This window comes from Candidatus Poribacteria bacterium (assembly GCA_026706025.1).
Classification (GTDB): Bacteria; Poribacteria; WGA-4E; order WGA-4E; family WGA-3G; genus WGA-3G.
The window spans coordinates 35,492-55,279 of the sequence record JAPOZO010000076.1 but is presented as its reverse complement, the minus strand read 5'-3'; the positions used below and the strand labels follow the sequence as shown (position 1 = coordinate 55,279).

The 19,788-nt window shown below is 48.2% G+C and carries 15 protein-coding genes; 11 read left to right on the top strand and 4 right to left on the bottom strand.

Annotated elements, in window-relative coordinates:
• Nucleotides 1-87: 87 nt before the first annotated feature.
• Together OXH00_19495 and OXH00_19490 are read right to left on the bottom strand one after the other, a co-directional pair.
• Complete coding sequence (locus OXH00_19495; protein MCY3743208.1) at nt 88-993, bottom strand: leucine-rich repeat domain-containing protein; 906 nt, start codon at nt 991-993, stop codon at nt 88-90.
• Nucleotides 994-1,107: 114 nt separating this feature from the next.
• Nucleotides 1,108-2,145 carry a Gfo/Idh/MocA family oxidoreductase gene (locus tag OXH00_19490; GenBank protein ID MCY3743207.1) on the bottom strand — a complete coding sequence of 346 codons (1,038 nt, stop codon included), beginning with the start codon at nt 2,143-2,145 and terminating at the stop codon, nt 1,108-1,110.
• Between the two features lie 199 nt (nt 2,146-2,344).
• Here OXH00_19490 and OXH00_19485 point away from each other — a divergent pair, with 199 nt between their 5' ends.
• Both OXH00_19485 and OXH00_19480 read left to right on the top strand, forming a co-directional pair.
• On the top strand, nt 2,345-2,887 hold the full coding sequence (locus OXH00_19485; GenBank protein MCY3743206.1) for a hypothetical protein: 543 nt from the start codon (nt 2,345-2,347) through the stop codon (nt 2,885-2,887).
• 25 nt (nt 2,888-2,912) lie between these two features.
• On the top strand, nt 2,913-3,974 hold the full coding sequence (locus tag OXH00_19480; protein MCY3743205.1) for a cupin domain-containing protein: 1,062 nt from the start codon (nt 2,913-2,915) through the stop codon (nt 3,972-3,974).
• Nucleotides 3,975-4,026: 52 nt separating this feature from the next.
• Here OXH00_19480 and OXH00_19475 read toward each other — a convergent pair whose 3' ends face one another.
• A complete protein-coding gene (locus OXH00_19475) occupies nt 4,027-5,394 on the bottom strand; it encodes a sulfatase-like hydrolase/transferase (GenBank protein MCY3743204.1) in 1,368 nt (455 codons plus the stop codon).
• 115 nt (nt 5,395-5,509) lie between these two features.
• On the opposite strand from OXH00_19475, the gene OXH00_19470 reads away from it, so the two are divergent.
• The 7 genes from OXH00_19470 (at nt 5,510) to OXH00_19440 (ending at nt 15,775) form a co-directional block, all read left to right on the top strand.
• On the top strand, nt 5,510-6,937 hold the full coding sequence (locus OXH00_19470) for a sulfatase-like hydrolase/transferase (GenBank protein ID MCY3743203.1): 1,428 nt from the start codon (nt 5,510-5,512) through the stop codon (nt 6,935-6,937).
• A 125-nt stretch (nt 6,938-7,062) separates the two neighbouring features.
• Nucleotides 7,063-8,805 carry a phytanoyl-CoA dioxygenase family protein gene (locus OXH00_19465; protein ID MCY3743202.1) on the top strand — a complete coding sequence of 581 codons (1,743 nt, stop codon included), beginning with the start codon at nt 7,063-7,065 and terminating at the stop codon, nt 8,803-8,805.
• Nucleotides 8,806-8,822: 17 nt separating this feature from the next.
• Nucleotides 8,823-9,719: a creatininase family protein gene (locus tag OXH00_19460; protein MCY3743201.1), complete on the top strand. Its 897-nt coding sequence runs from the start codon at nt 8,823-8,825 to the stop codon at nt 9,717-9,719.
• A gap of 37 nt (nt 9,720-9,756) precedes the next feature.
• Complete coding sequence (locus tag OXH00_19455; protein ID MCY3743200.1) at nt 9,757-11,136, top strand: hypothetical protein; 1,380 nt, start codon at nt 9,757-9,759, stop codon at nt 11,134-11,136.
• Nucleotides 11,133-12,950 carry a hypothetical protein gene (locus tag OXH00_19450; protein ID MCY3743199.1) on the top strand — a complete coding sequence of 606 codons (1,818 nt, stop codon included), beginning with the start codon at nt 11,133-11,135 and terminating at the stop codon, nt 12,948-12,950. The genes OXH00_19455 and OXH00_19450 overlap by 4 nt, the downstream gene beginning before the upstream one ends.
• Nucleotides 12,951-13,699: 749 nt before the next feature.
• Nucleotides 13,700-15,307 carry a dockerin type I domain-containing protein gene (locus OXH00_19445; protein ID MCY3743198.1) on the top strand — a complete coding sequence of 536 codons (1,608 nt, stop codon included), beginning with the start codon at nt 13,700-13,702 and terminating at the stop codon, nt 15,305-15,307.
• Nucleotides 15,308-15,400: 93 nt separating this feature from the next.
• On the top strand, nt 15,401-15,775 hold the full coding sequence (locus OXH00_19440; protein ID MCY3743197.1) for a hypothetical protein: 375 nt from the start codon (nt 15,401-15,403) through the stop codon (nt 15,773-15,775).
• A 159-nt stretch (nt 15,776-15,934) separates the two neighbouring features.
• Here OXH00_19440 and OXH00_19435 read toward each other — a convergent pair whose 3' ends face one another.
• Nucleotides 15,935-16,345 (bottom strand): VOC family protein, encoded by a 411-nt coding sequence (locus OXH00_19435; GenBank protein ID MCY3743196.1) that lies wholly within the window; start codon nt 16,343-16,345, stop codon nt 15,935-15,937.
• 345 nt (nt 16,346-16,690) lie between these two features.
• Here OXH00_19435 and OXH00_19430 point away from each other — a divergent pair, with 345 nt between their 5' ends.
• Complete coding sequence (locus tag OXH00_19430; GenBank protein ID MCY3743195.1) at nt 16,691-18,838, top strand: sigma 54-interacting transcriptional regulator; 2,148 nt, start codon at nt 16,691-16,693, stop codon at nt 18,836-18,838.
• 102 nt (nt 18,839-18,940) lie between these two features.
• Nucleotides 18,941-19,744 carry a phytanoyl-CoA dioxygenase family protein gene (locus OXH00_19425; protein MCY3743194.1) on the top strand — a complete coding sequence of 268 codons (804 nt, stop codon included), beginning with the start codon at nt 18,941-18,943 and terminating at the stop codon, nt 19,742-19,744.
• The last annotated feature ends 44 nt before the right edge of the window (nt 19,745-19,788 follow it).

Genomic DNA, 19,788 nt, shown 5'->3' with positions numbered 1-19,788 from the left:
TTGTGGACACTGAAGATTAAAAAATTAATTCGGTAATGTTCTAACGGTGCCTAGTGCGGTTGAAAATCACATCTACCGCTCTGAAAACTATTCTTCTCGGGTCTGTCCGAATGCTTGCGCTACCAAGACGAGGTCCTGAACGTTGATGACTGCATCGCCGTTGAGATCCGCTTCGTTTGGACAGGGATGTCCGATTTGAGCGGCGACAAGCACAAGGTCTTGAATGTTAACAACACCATCTTCGTTAAGATCCGCACGCAGTGCCGGTGGATCAAAATCGACACGGGCACCGTTAACTTCGATCGCTCGGATATGGGTCTCAATTGATGCTTGATTGAGTGGGTTGTCTTCAAGATTCACATACGTGAGGCTTGTTAAACCTACCAAAGGAGAGGCATCCGAAATGTCGTTTCCGTCGAGATCCAGTTCTTCGAGTTTTGTTAATCCCGCAAGCGGTGTTATATCTGAAACATCGTTGTCGTCAAGGTCGAGTTTGATCAGTTCAGTCAAACCCGCAAGCGGTGATAAATCCGAAATTTCGTTATCGTCAAGTCCGAGTTCTTGGAGTTTTGTTAGTCCCGCAAGCGGTGTCAAATCAGAGATTGGGTTGTTTTCAAGGTTCAGTTCTATGAGTTCCGTTAATTCTGCTAAGGGGGTTACATCGGAGATGTCGTTGCGGTCAAGCACGAGTACTGTCAGTTTTGTCAAACCCGACAATGGCGACACATCTGAGGTATTGTTGAGTCGCAGGTTTAGTTCTGTTAGGTTTGTCGCGAATTCGAGTCCCGTAAGATCGGAAATGTTACCAGGAGACGCATGAAGTGCGGTCAGCGTTAATAGATCTTCCTCGGTAATTGGTGTGTCTGCTTCTTTGCCGAGGGTCGCTTCAATGAGCGCGCGAAGGGTTGCATCTGGGATATCCACACCCTCCCCAAAACTGATAAGTGGAAACCCGATGGTACATAAAAATATAATGAGTGCAAGTGTTTTCACTGTATCTCCTTTAGAGTGGATTTTCCTAATGTCGGATAGTCTTTAGTCGGAATTCGATCTGGGGAAATAGACCGAATTCCGTAATGGGACGGCACACGGCGTGTGCTTACTATTTTAAAGCCGTTCTCTGAACATGTCAATCATGCCATCAGGTGGATCAAACGGCAATTCGACGACAGTGTTCGTCAAACCGCTATAGTAAATGCCTAACAGCAGATTGAATTCAGCAAGGGACTGCTTCAAGTGCGTTGGATGAACTTTGCTTTCATCGTCGAGCCACTCGAACACTGCATCGGTGAGTCCGCCTTGGGCGATGACATCTTGTCCGCCGTAACTCATGTCCCCACCTTCGTAACCGGTCCCGGGCAGATTCCGTTCCCAACTCTCGAACCGCCAATGGACGAACCCTGTTTCACCGAACACACAGACGCGTTTGTGTCGGTTGTTTCCAGTATCCGGCAGTACACGGGGTGCCATCTCCGGTCCGAATGCGACCGAGGCTTGCACGCCGTTTGTGTAGGTAACTAAAGCGGTGGCGTTCGCGGGTGAAGGTTGCGCGGAGTCGAGTTGTCCTGCCCCTGATATTTGTCCTTGTACCTTCGCGGGGCGCGAGTTGTCGATATAGGACGACACGAGTTGTAAGACGTGTGGGGCTTGATCGACGGGCGGATTGCGTGCGCTTGCCTCAATAAATTTGATGGCACCGATTTTGCCTTCAGCGACATCCTGCTTGAGGGCAAGGTTCTCTGGGTGGAAATTGAGTTGTGTGTTGACGACGAATTTGGTTTTAGTGCGTTCCGCCAGTTCGGAGATTTGCCGCCAATCTTCGCTTTCGACTGCAATCGGTTTCTCGACAATCGCAGCAGGCACACCGTGTTCGGATGCTTGGTTCATTAGCGGGTAGCGGATGCGTTCATTGCTGCCGCGTAGCACCGGTGCGGTGACGATGTGCAGTAGATCCGGTTTCTCTTTAGAGAGCATTTCATCGAGATCGGTATAACGCGCATCAATCCCAAATTCATCGCCAAAGTCGTTGAGCAGGTCTTCCTTCATGTCGCAGATCGCGGCGAGTTTTCCGCCCTTGACATGTTCATAAGCACGGGCGTGTCCACGTGCGCGTCCACGACATCCCAAAATCGCACTTTTGTACATAATTTTCTCCTGTCTGAAACCTGATTTAATAGACGCGGGGCATACCGCGCGATTGTAGGTGTAACTTCAAAACCCATTTCTATCGCATTATATCTCAGTCGTGGATTTAAAACAATGCTTTTCGCAAAATTCGGGTTTATAGAAAAACGGAAATGCGCTATAATATCTGGTAAAAATGGAATAAACTGCGGAGGAAAAGATGCGACACTATATTTTGATTTTTCTATTACTCTGCGCCGCTGCCCTCTTTTGCGGATGCCAATCTAAGGTGCTGCAGATGTTGATTGAACCGCAGGAACTTTACAACTACGCCGTTACAGAAGGGGTCACCTGTACGGCACCGGAAATGATAGACGGTGATGTGAAGACAAGAGGCTACGCCGATGGGCGGTGGATTCACCTAAACTTGCCTACGCAAAAGGCGATTCATCGGATTACCATCAACGGCACGAATATTATAAACGCCATGATATACGAGAAATTGGAAGGCGAAGGGCGTTGGCGTGCAATTATGCAGATTCAGAACAATGAAAGTCCGGTCATTAAAATGCGCTTCAGTGCTGTTGTGACGGATGCAATCCGCATCTATATCAGCGGTACCACCGATGATGAAAAGGGACCCAATCAGTATGATCCGAGGCGTGGCGAAGTTGTACCGCAAATAAAGTTAGGTAGAGCCTTTATACATGAATTTGAGGTCTACGGATTCGTCTCAAAGGAGAAAGCCAAAGCCATCCCATAGTAGACAGCATAAGGGGTAAACAAGAATGAAACGTTTGATTTTTGAAGATATATACAGTTGGGGGGTCTTTAGTCCAGAACGGCAGATAGATTTTAACGGACACTTGTGGGTGCGTCCGGACGGAAATATTCTGATAGATCCTGTCCCGATGTCCGATGCCGATAAGGAACACTTAACAGCACTCGGTGGCGCGAAGTCAATTGTGCTGACGAATGCCGATCACGAACGCGAAGCTGCTACCTTTCAGGAATGGACGGGTGCTGACGTGATTGTGCATGAAGCGGATGCCGCCGCGTTGAATATCACACCGACCCGAACGGTTCAAGACCGTGAGGCGATTGTGCCGGGCTTGCATGCCATTCATCTCAGCCACGGGAAAAGTCCCGGTGAAATCGCACTCTACTTTCCAGAGAAACAGACCGTCCTGTTCGGAGATCTTGTGGTCGGTGAACCGATGGGTGCATTGACTTTACTCGCCGATAGCAAACTGAGCGATCCACCGAAAGCAGCACTCGAATTGCGTAAAATCTTGGCACTCCGCTTCAATACGATTCTCGTCGGTGATGGGCACTCCATCTTTAAAGATGCCCGCCAATACCTCGTTGATTGCCTACAAGCACGGCGCGATATCTATATCAACTGCATTCATATTGACGAAATTGAGTGGCAGTATAAAAACGCGCCACACCCTTACGATTTTGAGGATAAAGACATTGACCCGCTCATTGGTGGCAAGAATTTGGGGTATCGTGTCATCCGTCTCCAACCCGGCAAGATGAGTTTTCCGATGCATTTTCACAACTTCGGCGAGGAGATGTGCTATGTGATGAAAGGGAGCTGCACACTTAAAACACCACGCGGTGATGTGGAAGTAACGGAAGGCGATTTCATCGCATTTCCGCCCGGCACAGTCGGGGCACATAAGTTCGTGAACAACACCGATGCTCCGGTTGTGTTCTTTATTTTGGGAACTACCACACCGCATGATGTCAGCGAGTATCCTGATTCCAATAAAGTACTACCTTATGTTGTTGGGAAGATTTACCGTAAAGACCCAAGTCTGAGTTATTGGGATGGCGAAGTTTAATGGGTGAATTCCTCTGTTCGCCGAGGTGCCTGTGCCTCGGCGAATCCAATAATTAGGTGTCTCTACCTTTCGATCCACGCATTCTTTGATTCTCTTTTGCCAGCGCATCTGCTAACTCTGGATCGACAATCGCACGCAGGGCAGCTTCCATTTCACTACGTCTTGCCGCATATTCAGGCTTTGGTGCCAAATCTTCGTTTTCCAACGGATCAACTTTTACATTAAACACTTGGGGTTCGCTCCCGACGTAATGGCACAATTTGTAATCTCCATCCTTGAGCATGAAACCGGCGTTAAGCATACCCATGTGATGGTATTCTGAGAATACAGTCCGCGTTACTTCGTTTGCTTCGTGTTGGGCTATCTCCAGCAGACTGTTACCCGGTAAATCGGACGGTGTTTCCAAATCAGCAAGTTCCAGTAAAGTCGGCAAGATATCTACCAGAGAAACGTTTTGTGCCACGCGACTGATCCCACCGGAAGGTAGGCGTAGCATTAATGGCACTTTCACCGCCGGTTCGTAAAAACACTGCTTTTGCCAAATGCCGTGGTGTCCTGCCATCTCGCCGTGATCGCTGGTATAGATGACAACCGTATCCTCGCGTAATAGCGATGTATCAATTGCCTCAAGTATTCGACCAATCTGGGTATCAAGAGACGAAACAAGCGCGTAATAGGAGGCTAACGCACACCGTACAACGGCTTCGGGTGGTGGAATGTCGTTCCGCCACGCCCAACGGTGGTGTTGGATGATGGGATGCTGAGATTCAAGCGGTTCGTTCCACGTAGCAGGTAGTTCAAGGGTGTCTGGATCGTACCGTGAATAAAATTCTGGTGGTGCAATCAGTGGAAAGTGTGGATGCATGAATCCACAATAGAGCAGGAACGGTTTGTCATCTGGTGATGCCGCCTTTTCACGAAGGAAATCAACTGCCAAGTCTGTGACGTTTCGGTCATATCTCGTGTGTTCGTGATCTCCCGGTCCGCATTCGGCGACATGCGAATTGGAACCCCGACGCGCGTCCGCTGTACGCCGTGGTGGACGACCGGTTGTGTGCCTCCACCGAGGCAGGTCATCAAGTAAACGATCCGAAAAACCGAGAAGGCGGTCAGTTCCGTTGAAATGCGTCCGTCCGCACAATACGGTCTCATAATCCGCCTCTGTTAAATAATCGCCCCATGTCTGGTGCTGTCGATCCAAAATTGCCCCTAAATCCCACGCCTCAATCTGATGCGGATAGCGTCCGGTGAGCATGGACAGGCGTGAAGGCGTACAGATTGGATAATTGCAATAGGCGTTGTCGAAGGTGTAACTCTGTTCCGAGAGGCGGTCAAGATGCGGTGTCTGGACAACTGGGTGCCCGCTATTCCCCATCACAGCACCGGCGTGTTCATCTGAAAATAGAAAAACGATATTCATGGATCTTGGGCTGGAGCCTCAACCTCTTTTTCTCTTGGTTTGGATATCGAAATATAGTATAATGCTACCACATTGTTGGTAAAAAATACAACCCGGACCTGGGGGTTTAACCAAAGTGAATAGCACGACGACATCTCGACCCAATATCGTACTCATTATGTGTGATCAGATGCGGTGGGATGCCGCTGGATTCGCTGGTAGCCGAGTCGTTCAAACGCCCCATCTGGATCGGCTGGCGGCGAGCGGGGTCTGCTTTGAAAACGCTTACTGTGCATCGCCGGTCTGTTCACCGGCACGCGCAAGTTGGTTGACTGGACTCTATCCACATGCCCACGGACAACTGCGGAATTATGGGCCGAAAAGAATGGGCGAGTTTGGCGGTTACTTGCCGCATGACCGGACCACTATCGGGGATGTACTCAAATCTGCTGGCTATCGTTGTGGTATCGTGGGTCCGTGGCATTTGGGGGACGATCATCGCCCACAACACGGATTTTCCGATTTCTGGTGTACCTACCGTTATCTTGGAGACCACCCAGATCCGCTGTTTGATTATTTTGAAACGGAAGAGGTTGAAAACCTATATCGCTCGAAGGCACCCGGAATGACACAGTACGGAAATATCTTGGAATTTGGGACGATTACAGACCCTCGACAACAACGCACAACTTGGACAATTGACCGTTCACTCGAATTCATTCAGCAACAAGATGCTGATGTCCCGTTTTTCCTATTTGCCAGTATCAAAGATCCACACCCGCGCATCTTAGTGCCACCAGACCTACCAGCACACTATCGCGAAGAAGAGATGCCGTTATCCCCCTCGTTGCGAGATGCGCTCAATGGGAAACCCGAATTTCAAAAACGAGGAAAATTTCGCATCCCTCCAACGGTCACTGACGCTGAATTTCGCAGAATGATGACCTACTATTACGCCCTCATCACCCATATTGATAACCAAGTTGGACGCCTGCTGAATGCGCTTGAGGGAACAAATACGGTTGTCGCCTTTATGAGTGATCACGGTGAGTTGCTCGGCGACCACGGCTTTACGGAGAAGTGTCTGATGTATGAAGGTTCGGTACGGGTGCCATGTCTACTTTCATGGCAGAACCATTTGCCGTCCGGTATTCGCGTCACGACACCTCTGGCAGGTGTGGATCTGATGCCGACCTTGTTGAGTTTCGCGGATCAGGCTCCAGAAACGCCAATTGATGGGCGGTCCGTTGCGGCGGCGATTTTGAACGGGCAAGAACCGGAACATCAACCGATCTTCGCTGAAATCGCCAGCCTCAATGCCATCTATCACAACGCCGACGAACCAGAAGAACTGGCAGCGTGTGTGATGGTAAAAGATGGTAATTGGAAATATGTTCGTAACCGCTTCGACATTGATGAATTGTACGACCTAAAGACAGACCCGGGCGAAATGCAGAACGTTGTCAATCATCCCGAACATCAGAACCGGATCGTACAGATGCACCAGCAAATCAGTGAAATGATTCGCCGGACAGGCCCTGGTCCTTACGAATGGTGTTTGTAGTCACAATCTCACCAAGGGTTGGTTGCTCCCATCTTCTATTTGACAAAACGGGAGAGTTACGTGATAATGATTCTATCGAATAACGAAACCAATTCTGATCATAGACCCATAAACAGGAGGAACAGATGGCTAACGAACTAATGACGAATGAAGAGAATTATGCTTTTGATGTCGCGGGCTATCTACACATTCCGGATGTTCTCAGTCAAGAAGAGGTGGCAGCACTCAACGAGGCATTGGACGCAGTTGAAGAGAGTGCGATGCTGTTAGGCGGAGACAGTTCACACCGTGAATTGTTCCGCGACCTACTGGTACATCCGACATTGGTCTGGTATTTGAACCAGATTGTGGGACACGGCTTCCGACTCGACCAAGCCCCACAGTTGTTAGGAAATCCGGAAGGTGAGGTAGGCACAACACTTGTCGGTGGCGATGAACCGAGAAACCCGTCCTTGGCATATCGCCAACAAAACGGTCAACGGCGTTGTCAAGGCGTAAAAGCGGTTTGGGCATTGGACGATGTCGCAGAAGGCGACGGTGGATTTGTTGTTGTTCAGGCAAGCCACAAGAGCAATGTCGAAACGCCGCACGACTTGGCGACCGGTGTCGATGATATGGGGTTGGTGATACAACCGGCACTCAAGGCAGGCGATCTATTTTTGGTCGCGGTGCCCACGCTCCAAGGCGTTCGCCCGTGGAAAAACGAGCCGAAAAGATTGTTGAGCTATTGGTATGCCGCGCGTGCAGCGATTCAGTCTAATCCAGTTGGACCTTACTCAGAAACCGAATCTTTGCCGGGATGGGCGGACGAAGCAACACCTGTGCAAAAGGCGGTCATGTATACCCCTGGGTACAAGGGTTCAAGCCCACCACCCGTGGTGAATACGGATGGTGAAAAGACGTGGGTGGAGGAAGATGCCTCGGTCATTCATCCATCAATTTACACCCGCGATCCAGATTCTGGAATTGATGAGAAAGAATTTTATTTTTGGGATCTGAACGGGTATCTGGTGGTGCGTGGCTTGATGGACGAACAGTGGTTGGCAGAGGCAAATGAAGCAGTGGATAAATTCCAAGATCGCATCGTCGTAGGCGAGGAATTAGCTCGCGGGTCGATAAGCCAAGCGGGAACAGGTCGTCCACTCCTGCCGGGTTTGTTAGACCTACCTGCCCCCTATAATGCGCCATTTCGACGCATGATAGCGCATCCTGCTGTAGTAGGGCGAATGAATTGGATGGGCGGTAGTGGCTATCGCATGGGGGGCGCGACCGTATTCTGCGCCGTTCAAGGTACATCGGGACACTCGCTGCACGATGGAAATGAGCCGATGACCCCATCACGCGGTTATGCTTTTAAGAACGGACGCAGTTATGCTGAGACGGTCACCATTACATGGCAATTACGCGATGTTGAGCCGGGACAGGGTGGTTTCGCATGTGTGCCCGGATCTCACAAGACGCAGTACGCCATGCCACGCGGGATTCGGACGTGTGATGATACCATGGGTTTGGTCGTACAACCTGTTATGAAAGCCGGGGATGTGCTCTTCTTTATGGACGGCGGTTGCACACACGGTGCCTTAGCGTGGAAGAATCCAATCCCCAGACGCGGGGTACTGATTAAGTATCAGTCGAAAAATGTCAATTGGGGCGGTGGTGTGATTGATCCGAAAGACCGGTGGGGCGATATGGTTGAAGATATGACCGAGGAACAATTCGCTGTCATGCGGGGACCCGAACGGGATGGTCGCCACCGGACTGTACCGCGGCTGGTTGTCGAAGATGGACAGGTGTCCGTTTCGTACGATCCAGAAGGCGATAGTTATGCATCAAAGCATCGGCGCAAACCCGGTGAAAAACGCGAATAATCGGAACAGGATATCGTATGAGACAGAATGAGGTGCGATGGGAACGGATGTTCCCAGATGAGTTAGAAGCGGCGTTCGAGGCGTGTCCGATGGTGTATCTACCTTATGGGTTGTGCGAACCACACGGTTGGCACAATGCAGTTGGGATGGATGCGATTCGGGCACACGAATGCTCGTGTCAGGCGGCACAAGCACACGGTGGGATTGTCGCACCGCCGTTTTATTGGCACTGCCATGAGATTGGCGGCTACGGTTCATGGGGACACAACCAAGTAAATCAAGAACGACCGTGGCTAACAGCGATATCGCCTTGGATGTTTCTGAAGAATATCTGCTACCACATTCGAGCAGTTGATGCGTTGGGTTTTCAGGGCGCGATCCTGTTTTCAGGGCATTCGGGTCCACATCGGTTAGACGTACCGGTGGTGATCGAAATCATGCAGGCACACGTCGGGGTTCGGATGTATTCGACGATGAGCATCGGTGCGGATATCGAGCGTTTTGAGGACGGTAAAGGATTGGGTGGACACGCAGGCCGTGGTGAAACGTCCGTGCTTTGGGCGGTGGCACCAGATTGTGTGGATATGTCGCGGATGCCGACGGATGATACACGCGCACCTGATTTCGCAATGGGGTCTTTCAACGCGTCCTCCAGCCGCCGCGTTGGGGAACAGATGGTGGCAGATATTGTGGCGCATTTTGGCGAAAAGACGCGGGAGTTACTAACGGCTTATGAGGCAGAAGTGTCGAATCACACACCACTGACGTTTGATGATGTGGAGGGGATTTGGGAAGCCGAGATCCGCCCGAAGTTAGATACGTTTGCTTCCATGCAACCGCCTGAACCGGCACCGCCTTCCGATTCCCGATGGTATCCGAACTCGCAAGTGCCAAAAAAAGGGCGGATACTCTAACATATTCCGCTCGCTAAAGCAGGGGGAGTCTGTCAATATGCGACTTAAACATCTCAGCCAACCAGCACTTATAAGAAAGATGTCCATTTGGACGATCTCAATCGGACTCCTATTTTTCGGGTTTTTCTCTAACACATGGCGAGTTGCTGATCAGAATTGGTTTGCGACACATCAGAAAGACACCGAAGCGCATATCATGGGAAGGATGGTCAAATCTCGCCAAGATGGTATCTTCTCAGCGGGTGGTCTGAATGGTTGGGGTACAGCAAAAAGTACTGACGCGGAATGGATACCTTCAACAGAGCTCGGTCCCCAATATACTGCTTATCTTTACAAGCTCTCCTTTGAAAAATTTTCAACGTACAATTCACAACCTGCCGGGCAAGGGATGATTTTTAGTCTATTGGATAGACTTATTCCGCTATCGCCTGAAAGGAAATTAAAGTTGTTCTATGTGCTAACAGCCTTACTTTCAGCAATCGCATTGACGGTGCCCATAGGCTGGTTCTATGAAGAATTTGGTGGATGGGTTGCGCCATTCGTTATAGGTTCGGCTGTGTTGTCTCAATGGTTGACGGTCTTTGGTAAAAATCTTTGGTGGAGTCTATGGGCATTCTACCTACCGATGATTGTCGTCATGTACTTCCTTAAACGCTACAGAGAAACATTGGACCGACAACTCATCAGGTTTGGAATTGTTATTTTCATTGCAGTTTCTATTAAGTGTTTCATCAACGGCTATGAGTATATTACGACTACGTTGGTCATGATGATGGTGCCCTTCGTCTATTATGTTATCCTTGATAAGTGGAGCGGTCGCCAATGTGTGAAATGGACGCTTGCAGCCGGACTCGGATCAGGCGTAGCAATTTTTTTGAGTTTCATCATGTTATGTTTCCAGATCGGTGCTGCCAAAGATGGGTTTATGGATGGCGTTGAGCATATAGTCTGGTCTTTTGGAAAGCGCACGTATGGAGAAGCGGAAGATTTTCCACCCGTATATGCTGCCAGTCTGAACGCGGGTACATTAAGTGTGGTCATTACTTACATGAACGGTGTTTTCTTTGATCTTAACAACTATTTTTCTCAAGCAAATTCATTTGTCTCTAACTTCCTATTGAAAGTCCGCTATTATTATCTAATTGTTCTCTTTATAGCGATGTCTGCGCTGCTGTTGTGGCGTAGTCAGGCAGACCGACGCCCTCATTATATCGCCTTAATCTGTACAACGTGGTTCTCAATCCTGGCACCTTTATCGTGGTTTATAATCTTCAAGGCGCACTCATACATCCATATACACATGAGTTTTCTGCTCTGGCAGATGCCGTTTACGCTCTTCGGCTTTGCCGTGTTGGGATCCGCCGTTATCGCATGGACGAAAGGAAGAAAACAAACAGGTAGTATGGAGGGTATATGAGCGTTAATCGATTAGATCGGTGGATCGGCAGAGACCGATTAAGTCCGGACGAAATAACGGGTAACCGCTTCTTAAAAGCAGCGAGTCTCTTTGCCGGGACAGCCATAGAATACGGGAGAGATAGATACAGTGGCAAGAATATGCCGCTCTTTGCCGATTGTCTTCATATAAACCATCTGAAAGCACCCAGGTCTATGACTTCTCACCGCACAGGCACTGAACCGAAACCAGCGGTCTGGAGTTTCTTCCAAAATCAGCAGAACCTGATGCGGTTGCTCGCCTCTTTAAGCCAGTTCACTGGGGATGGCAAGTATGTCCATGCCGCGGGAGCAGCCGCAGAATACATGTTCAATAACTACTGGTATCCAGAGAGTGGTGTTCTGCATTGGGGTGGACACGGCTATGTGGACTTGGTAACCGGTAATCGGTACGGTATGAAAGGCGTTGTCCATGAAATAGAGGACGTGTATCCGTACTGGGAATTGCTGAGAGCCGTGGACCCCGACCGTGGCGAGATGCTGATGAAAGGTCTCTGGGAAGCAAATATCAAGGATTGGGATGCCTTACACTACAACCGACACGGTGACTTCAAGAAACAGGTCAATCATGCCAATACGTGGAACAGATCTTGGAACGGATACAAAGCACCCGAAATCAGTGGCGATCTCTCGTTTATTAGTGTAGCACTGGATCTGGCTTATGCTGCTTACAGCTTGGGCTACCAAAAGCAGGAAGAAGCACCGCGGATGTGGGCGGAACGCCTCTTAAATCTGATTATACAGCAGCGAGACCCAGAGACGGGTATCTGGCCGAATCTGGTGCATCCGCAAAGTGGCAGACGCGGGCTAAACGTATTCGGCAGAAAGTATCCGCAGGCAACCGAACCACGGGTCTATGTCGGCAACCAGTTGAACCACACGATTACGCAGATGATGGGTATGCTGACAATCGTAGAAAATGCCGAAAAATATGGTCGCGTCGGCGAAATGGCGCATATCAAAGAGGCAGTTGCGCAACACATCATCGGTTTCCTCAACGCTTCCTACGATCCGAAAAACAATACACTGAAAAGCATCGTCATTGATGGGACGGATCTCACAGGTTTTCGGATACAGGGACCCTTCAGAGATGCGAAGTTATACTTTGGTGCAAAAGAAGGCGGGGCATTTCTGCCGCAAAACATCACGCCGCTCTTTACCCCCGTCTGTGCGCGTGGATATCGGGTCTCTGGAGGCAGAACTGAGTTCAGAGACTATCTACGCACGATGTTTAAAACCTTCGGACTCGGAGACATTGGTGCTGATAAAAACTCCGAAGCGATGTTGAATTTTGGGACAACTGCTTTGGAACCTGCTTATATCTTCGCGCTGGTGGATTTGTACCGAGTAGAACCGAAGCCAGAATTTCTGGCGATGGCGGAACGGATAGGGGACAATCTGCTGCAAGGTAGACAACACGCCGATAGCGGTCTCTTTACACTCGAAGATGACTTTATCCTCCACAGCAAGGTTATGGACAAACCGGAGCTACAAGAGGGACATGAAGGGAAAAGTGTGGCTGAACTCCTGCAGGATACCCATAGAACCGCGAATCTTGACGCGATGGAGCCGCTGGCACTGCTCAGTATCTACGCCGCACAGACCGGACAATATAACATCATCCCCGGTTGGACAGCGGGTGGTCTTTACCTCAAGGTGAGCAGCATCGGTCATATTGTGGGCAAAGAGATTCAATTGTGGTTTGATAAGCCAGCCCTCAAGCAATTTTACAAAGACAGTAACATCAACTGTACTTGGTCTATTGATGAAGATTGAGCCGGACAGGTTGTTAAAGAAACGTTGCCGGGTTTATTATTGAGATAGGATCCGTATAAAAGCCTGTATGAAGTGAAAAAATAAGTTCGGTAATTGACAAGAAGCCCTGAATGGTTTCCCAGCTATAAACATACCGTTCCTAATGAAGATTAAGAATTTAATCGGGTAATTTCTTGCGGAAGTCCGGTGCGGTTGCAAACCGTACCCACCGGGTTTGGAGGAACACAGAATTACCCAAATATTTTATTAAACTTCATATGGGGCTAAAGAAGGTTTTGAAGCCTTCAAGGTTTCCGCGTAGGATCCGGTTCGGTTAGGAAACCGAACCTACCGGGCCTGGGGCCGCGGCGGTTATTTTTTTAAGTTGACACCTATGGTTCATTTTCCTAATCAAACCTACATAGAGTGTCCTATTAATTCTAAACTTTACTATAAATTCTGCCGACAAAGTATTACTCACCGCTCAAGCATTACGCACCTTTCAAGCAAAGTTAACAATTTTTACCCACAGAATTTGCTTTTCCCAGAAAATTTCGTATAATTTATAGTTATAGATAGACTTTTTTGTTTTTTTAATTTGAAAATTATTCAAATAAGACTTATCCTAACTATAGGGTCATTTATAGCGAATTATAGTAAACCCGTGGTAGTCAATGATCTTCACAGACGTGTCCTTATACGGAAAGAACCTCTACTTTAGTTGAGAAAACCGATCAATTTTGCTGATTAACACATACAGGAGCTTGATAATGAAAACGACTTTAATTTTTCGTTTATTTCTATTAGCAGTTTCACTTTTCACTTTTCTACCGCACACTGCTACGGCAGACATTACAAAATGGAGTTTGCCGGACGGTGCTGTGGCGCGCCTCGGCAAAGGCACGATAGACGATGTAACATATTCTCCCGATGGTAAATTACTTGCTGTTGCGAGTGAGATCGGCATTTGGTTGTATGATGCACACAATGGGCAAGAACTTAACCTGATCGTAGGGCACACGGATGAGGTCTATAGCGTGAGTTTCAGTCCAGATGGTAAGACGATAGCAAGTGGTAGTACGGATAATACCGTCCGTTTGTGGGATGTTCAGACGGGTATTGAAAAACTGAAACTCACAGGGCATTGGGATCGGGTCTATAGCGTGCATTTCAGTCCAGATGGGCAGACGATAGCCAGCGGCAGTTGGGATGGCACTGTTCGTTTGTGGGATGTTCAGACAGGTCTTAAAAAATTGAAACTCATTGGGCACACAGATCGGGTCTATAGCGTGCATTTCAGTCCAGATGGGCAGACGATAGCCAGCGGCAGTTGGGATGGCACTGTTCGTTTGTGGGATGTTCAGACAGGTCTTAAAAAATTGAAACTCATTGGGCACACAGATCGGGTCTATAGCGTGCATTTCAGTCCAGATGGGCAGACGATAGCCAGCGGCAGTTGGGATGGCACTGTTCGTTTGTGGGATGTTCAGACAGGTCTTGAAAGGCAGAAACTCACCGAGCATACGGATGGGGTCATTAACGTGAGTTTCAGTCCGGATGGACAGACGATAGCAAGTGGCAGTGAGGATAACACTATCCGCTTGTGGGACGTTCAGACGGGGATTGAAAAGCAGAAACTCATTGGGCATACGGGTGGGGTCTATAGCGTGAGTTTCAGCCCTGATGGGCAGACGATAGCAAGTGGCAGTTGGGACGGCACTGTGCTGTTATGGCGTGTTATGCCGACAGGTGATGTTACATTTCAACGCAAAGGCGATGTGAATGGTGATGGCATTGTAAACATTCAGGATTTAGTGTTAGTTGCTGCGAAGTTGGGACAAACAGGCACAAGTAGTGCGGATGTCAACGGTGATGGGCAAGTCAATATTCAGGACCTTGTCCTCGTTGCTGGTGCATTAGGGACAAGTGCTGCCGCGCCTTCTCTACATCCGCAAGCGATAAAAATGCTTACTGTTACGGAGGTCAAACAGTGGGTATCTGCTGCACAGCAATTGGATCTCACGGATATAATGTCACAGCGCGGTATCCTGTTCCTACAACAACTCCTTATAGTGTTGACCCCCAAAGAGACGGTCCTGCTTGCCAACTATCCCAACCCGTTCAATCCTGAGACGTGGATACCCTACCATTTGGCGAAGGATGCGGATGTTACACTGCATATCTATGCGGTGAATGGCACGTTGGTGCGGACATTGACGCTCGGACATCAACTCGCAGGGATGTATCAGAATCGTTCCCGTGCGGCGTATTGGGATGGTAAAAACGAGTTTGGTGAAAAGGTTGCGAGTGGTTTGTATTTCTATAGGCTTACTGCGGGGGATTTTTCTGCTACGCGTAAGATGTTGATACGGAAGTAACACTTATCAGCTAAACACGGAAGGATGGAAGATAACCCCCTTCGATCAACAACTTGGTTGCTCCGGTAATCAAGAATCAATAAAGGAACATTTATGAAAACTCGTTCAATATTTTATGTTTCGGTATTTATCATGATAGTGTTGGTTTTTAGCATGCCGTTTATTGCTTTGGCACAACAATACAGTGATAGTGATGTCGCTATACTTGATGCTGAACGAGATGCTAAAAATGATATTCATGAATCTAAATGGTTTTTCGCGGGCTGCTTAGGCGGTGCTTTATTTATGATTGCGATAGCTATTTCAGAACAAAACTCAATTGCGGAACTAATAAACCCGTTCCTAATAACGGGTAGTTTGGCTGGGTCCGGTTTTCTGACGGGTTACGCCATACTCCATTCACCAAGGATGGATTTATTATTTATGGTAATAGGTTTTGTTGAATTATTGAGTTATAGATGCTTGTAACCCGTCGTAGGATACTATGGATAGGCAGTGGATTTGTCGTGTTGTGCGTGTGGTTTTTATCATGATCGGTACATTAACGCTGCGAAAAACTTGTAGGGCAAGCACCACGCCTTAACCCTACAAATTTTAACAAACATCGCATCCCGAACGAAAGTTATTTTACTGTGAATAATCGTTCCGTTTCGCTGGATCGTCCGTGAAGTATTCGACGAACTCCCATTCAAAACCGTCCACATCAATGAAATAGACCCGTTTTCGGTGGGGATGCGGTCCAACTTTAAAACCTTCTTTATATCCGGCAGCCAGCAAACGTTCTCTGATGCCTTCAGCATCATCAACAGCAAAACCGAGATGGTTTACGTAGCTCCCCTTACGGTCACCTGTGAAGGGGTGCTTGCGGTCTGACAAGGCGATGTAAAAATCGTCAGTCCCAAGATGACACCATTTTGTTCCGTTGGCGTTATTGCCACCGCCCCTGACTCGAAAATCTGGAAAGGCAGTTGTTAGAAAATCGATCGCTTTTTCAAGGTCATTCACGGTCATGTTTGCGTGTTCAAGATAACGGCTCATTTCTTAATCCTCCTGAAGTTTAGAGTTAAACCTTATCGTCTAACTCAAATCGGGTTAGGTATCTTTTGTCTTTACAATAGCGTCGCAAGTTTCGTGCCAAGTGTCCAGGTTCCTATACAATTGACGTATATCAACGTTTTATGGGGTAAAACCAAATTTCAGATTTTACCGATGTATTTCAAATCTGAAACAAAACCCGAATTAATTGCTTAGGGAGTTGAGAAATACAGGTTTTTCACAAATGAAACGTTTTTCATTTATGAAACAAAATTCTTGACATCCGGTTCACTATATGATAATCTGTAACCCATAGATAACAAATCCTGTGCAGGCGTGGAGGGAAAGGTGAAGTGGATTAATATTGCTAAAACAACTGAAATTGAACCGGGACAGAATATCGTGGTCAAATGTGAGGGTGAAGACATCGCGATCTTCAACGCAGGTGAAGCGTTTTATGCTGTCAATAACGCTTGTCCACATCAGGGCGGACCGCTCAACCAAGGCGTATTGGAAGACAACCTTATCACCTGTCCGTGGCACGGTTGGCAATACGACCTGAAAAGTGGATGCCCTATTACCACGCCGAACCTCCGAACCTATCCACTCCGGATCCAGGGCGATACACTTCAGATTGCAATTACCCCTGAAGCATCAGCAAACAATAGACTGACGGAAACCCTTGGCACCGATCAGGTCTATGAAACCCTTGAGGAGATTCAACTCGGAAAAACACTCGATGAAGTCTTTGAGAACATCCACGCTGGACTTCAGAACATAGTGCCGCATAACCGGTTAGGCATCGCGCTTGTTGACGAATCTTCCGGTGATTTAGTGCAGTGCAAAACGAAATCTAACAGAAAAATCTTGCTGGACAACGGGTTCTCAGCAAAAATCGAAGGGTCAAGCCTTGAACCTATCCTCAATTCAGGTGAAGCACGGATTATTGACGACTTTAAGGAAATTCTCGCAAAAAGACCGGCACACTGGACCAGGCTGATGGTTCAAGAAGGGATGCGCTCCAATCTGACACTTCCGCTCAAGGTGCAGGGTAAACCCATTGGGGTCGTCTTTTTCACCAGTGAAAAACCCCGAGCATTCTCCGAAGCACATATCGGACACCTGAAACCGATTGCTGGACAACTCTCAATTCTGATTGAAAAAGGGAATTGGACAGACAAACTCGCCGAAAACAATAAACGATACCGCACACTTTTTGAGATGTCCAACGACGCAATCTTCATCTGTCCATCGCTAACGGAAGCCTTCGTTACTGTAAACGAAAATTTCTGTGCCTGGCTCGGTTACACACATCAAGAACTCGTCAATCTGTCCCTGTGTGACCTAATGCCTCCCGATGAATTTCAAAATACCCGCGAAACGCTCAAAAGCCTCGACCAACAGAACCCGATTACTTTCCAAACGGAGTTGTCCCGTAAAAACAGAAATCGCTTGCCATTGGAAATTCGCGCCATCCGAATTGCGTATGACGATCAGGAATTTATCCAAGGATTTGCCCGGGATCTCTCGGAGGTAAAGGCACTCAGTGCCCAACTCAAGGCGCGCCATTCGTTTGGGAATCTCATCGGAAAAAACCGGAAAATGCAGGAGATTTTCGAGTTGATTCAACTCGTCGCACCGATGAAAACGACCGTCCTGATTCAAGGCGAAAGCGGTACCGGCAAAGAACCGATTGCCCACGCGATTCACTACAATAGCGAGCGGGCAAAGAAATCCTTCATCCGCGTCAATTGCGCTGGCTTAGTTGACAACTTGCTGGAAAGCGAACTCTTTGGACATGTCAAAGGGGCGTTTACCGATGCCATCGCAACGCGCGAAGGGCGATTCGCGGCTGCGGACGGCGGCACGCTTTTTCTTGATGAAATCGGCGAGTTAAGTCTCGGGACACAAGCAAAGTTGCTCCGCGTCTTGCAAGAAGGTGAATATGAAAGGGTCGGTTCAACCGAGACACAGAAAGTAGATGTCCGCGTCATTGCAGCGACAAATCGAATACTGAAAACAGAAATTGACGCTGGACGTTTCCGAGAGGATTTATACTACAGACTCAATGTCGTCCCGATTACGCCGCCGCCACTCCGTGAAAGACCAGATGACATCCCACTCCTCATTGAACACTTCATCGAAAAATTCAGTCAACAGACACAAAAGTCCATTCATCGGATCGCACCTGATGCCCTTGAAATCTTAATGGATTATACCTACCCCGGCAATGTGCGAGAGTTGGAGAATATCATAGAGCATGCATTCGTCAAATGTCAGGATAGCAGTATTGAAAAGCAACATCTACCGCTCGACCTTATTTCGTCGAGAGATGATATTGTTACGCGGGCACTCAGGGAAAGCAACCCACTTGCTGCATTGGAACGTGAATTAGTCCAACGGGTTTTGGAGGCATCTGATGGAAAGCCGCAGCTCGCTGCACAACGTTTGGGGATCAGTCGTACAACACTATGGCGAAAACTCAAGGCAGTATAGTTGGATTATGGGGACAATTTTTTCATTGACAACTTCGTTGTGGTTAACATATCATAGCGATAAGCGTTGACCCGCTGCTATCGTCCGAAAGGAGTACCGAAAATGGCGAAAGTCCTCTCACTCGTCGCATACAATGATTTAGAAAGCCAAGTTGAAGCACTCGAAAAGGATGGCTATGTCTATTTTCCCGGCGTGCTTGATGCCGATGAAATCGCTGAATTGCGGGCAATGATGGATCAATTAGAAGCAATCCCTGAATCTCATGATCGGGACGAAACACTTGAGAATGGCGACGCATTTCTCCATAAGCTTATCAGCAACTCGTTTAATCGGGATCCACTTTATCTTCAATACCTCGATAGATCGCCCGTTATCGAAGTTGCCGAAGCAGCGCACGGTGAAGATTGCCATTGCATCGGCATGCATTCATGGCTGACAGGACCGGGACGGCCAGATCAGGGATTACATAGCGATTGGCTGCCAATCTCCTTACCAGCAGACATTCGTTCCGATCCTCGCGTCAAAATTCCAGTCTTCATCACCACTGCTCATTACTATCTCAACGATATGTATGAGGAATTGGGACCGACGAAGTTTGTGCCGGGCAGCCATTTCTCTGGATGCTCCCCAAACGGAGCAACAGAATGGAATAACCGAGGTGAAGAGAGTATCCTATGCAATGCGGGAGACGTGGTGCTTTTCCGTAGTGAGGTCTGGCATCGTGGCTCTGCCAATACGAGTGACGAAATTCGTTATCTTATGCAGGTCCACTATGCCAATCGGATGATTACACAGAAATATCCGCCCTATCTAAATAAATTTCAGTTCGATGCGTCGATTCTCGCTCAAGCAAATCCTCGACAGAGAAGGCTCATGGGCGACCACCGACCAAGCAATTATGATTAAGAGCAGCACGGAATTTGATGTGTGTCCTTAACTTTTTCTCTGAA

Bases quoted from the DNA above. Each gene is read 5' to 3' on its own strand.
- OXH00_19490 (MCY3743207.1), bottom strand. From the start codon at position 2,145: ATGTACAAAAGTGCGATTTTGGGATGTCGTGGACGCGCACGTGGACAC.
- OXH00_19485 (MCY3743206.1), top strand. From the start codon at position 2,345: ATGCGACACTATATTTTGATTTTTCTATTACTCTGCGCCGCTGCCCTC.
- OXH00_19480 (MCY3743205.1), top strand. From the start codon at position 2,913: ATGAAACGTTTGATTTTTGAAGATATATACAGTTGGGGGGTCTTTAGT.
- OXH00_19475 (MCY3743204.1), bottom strand. From the start codon at position 5,394: ATGAATATCGTTTTTCTATTTTCAGATGAACACGCCGGTGCTGTGATG.
- OXH00_19465 (MCY3743202.1), top strand. From the start codon at position 7,063: ATGGCTAACGAACTAATGACGAATGAAGAGAATTATGCTTTTGATGTC.
- OXH00_19460 (MCY3743201.1), top strand. From the start codon at position 8,823: ATGAGACAGAATGAGGTGCGATGGGAACGGATGTTCCCAGATGAGTTA.
- OXH00_19455 (MCY3743200.1), top strand. From the start codon at position 9,757: ATGCGACTTAAACATCTCAGCCAACCAGCACTTATAAGAAAGATGTCC.
- OXH00_19450 (MCY3743199.1), top strand. From the start codon at position 11,133: ATGAGCGTTAATCGATTAGATCGGTGGATCGGCAGAGACCGATTAAGT.
- OXH00_19445 (MCY3743198.1), top strand. From the start codon at position 13,700: ATGAAAACGACTTTAATTTTTCGTTTATTTCTATTAGCAGTTTCACTT.
- OXH00_19440 (MCY3743197.1), top strand. From the start codon at position 15,401: ATGAAAACTCGTTCAATATTTTATGTTTCGGTATTTATCATGATAGTG.
- OXH00_19435 (MCY3743196.1), bottom strand. From the start codon at position 16,345: ATGAGCCGTTATCTTGAACACGCAAACATGACCGTGAATGACCTTGAA.
- OXH00_19425 (MCY3743194.1), top strand. From the start codon at position 18,941: ATGGCGAAAGTCCTCTCACTCGTCGCATACAATGATTTAGAAAGCCAA.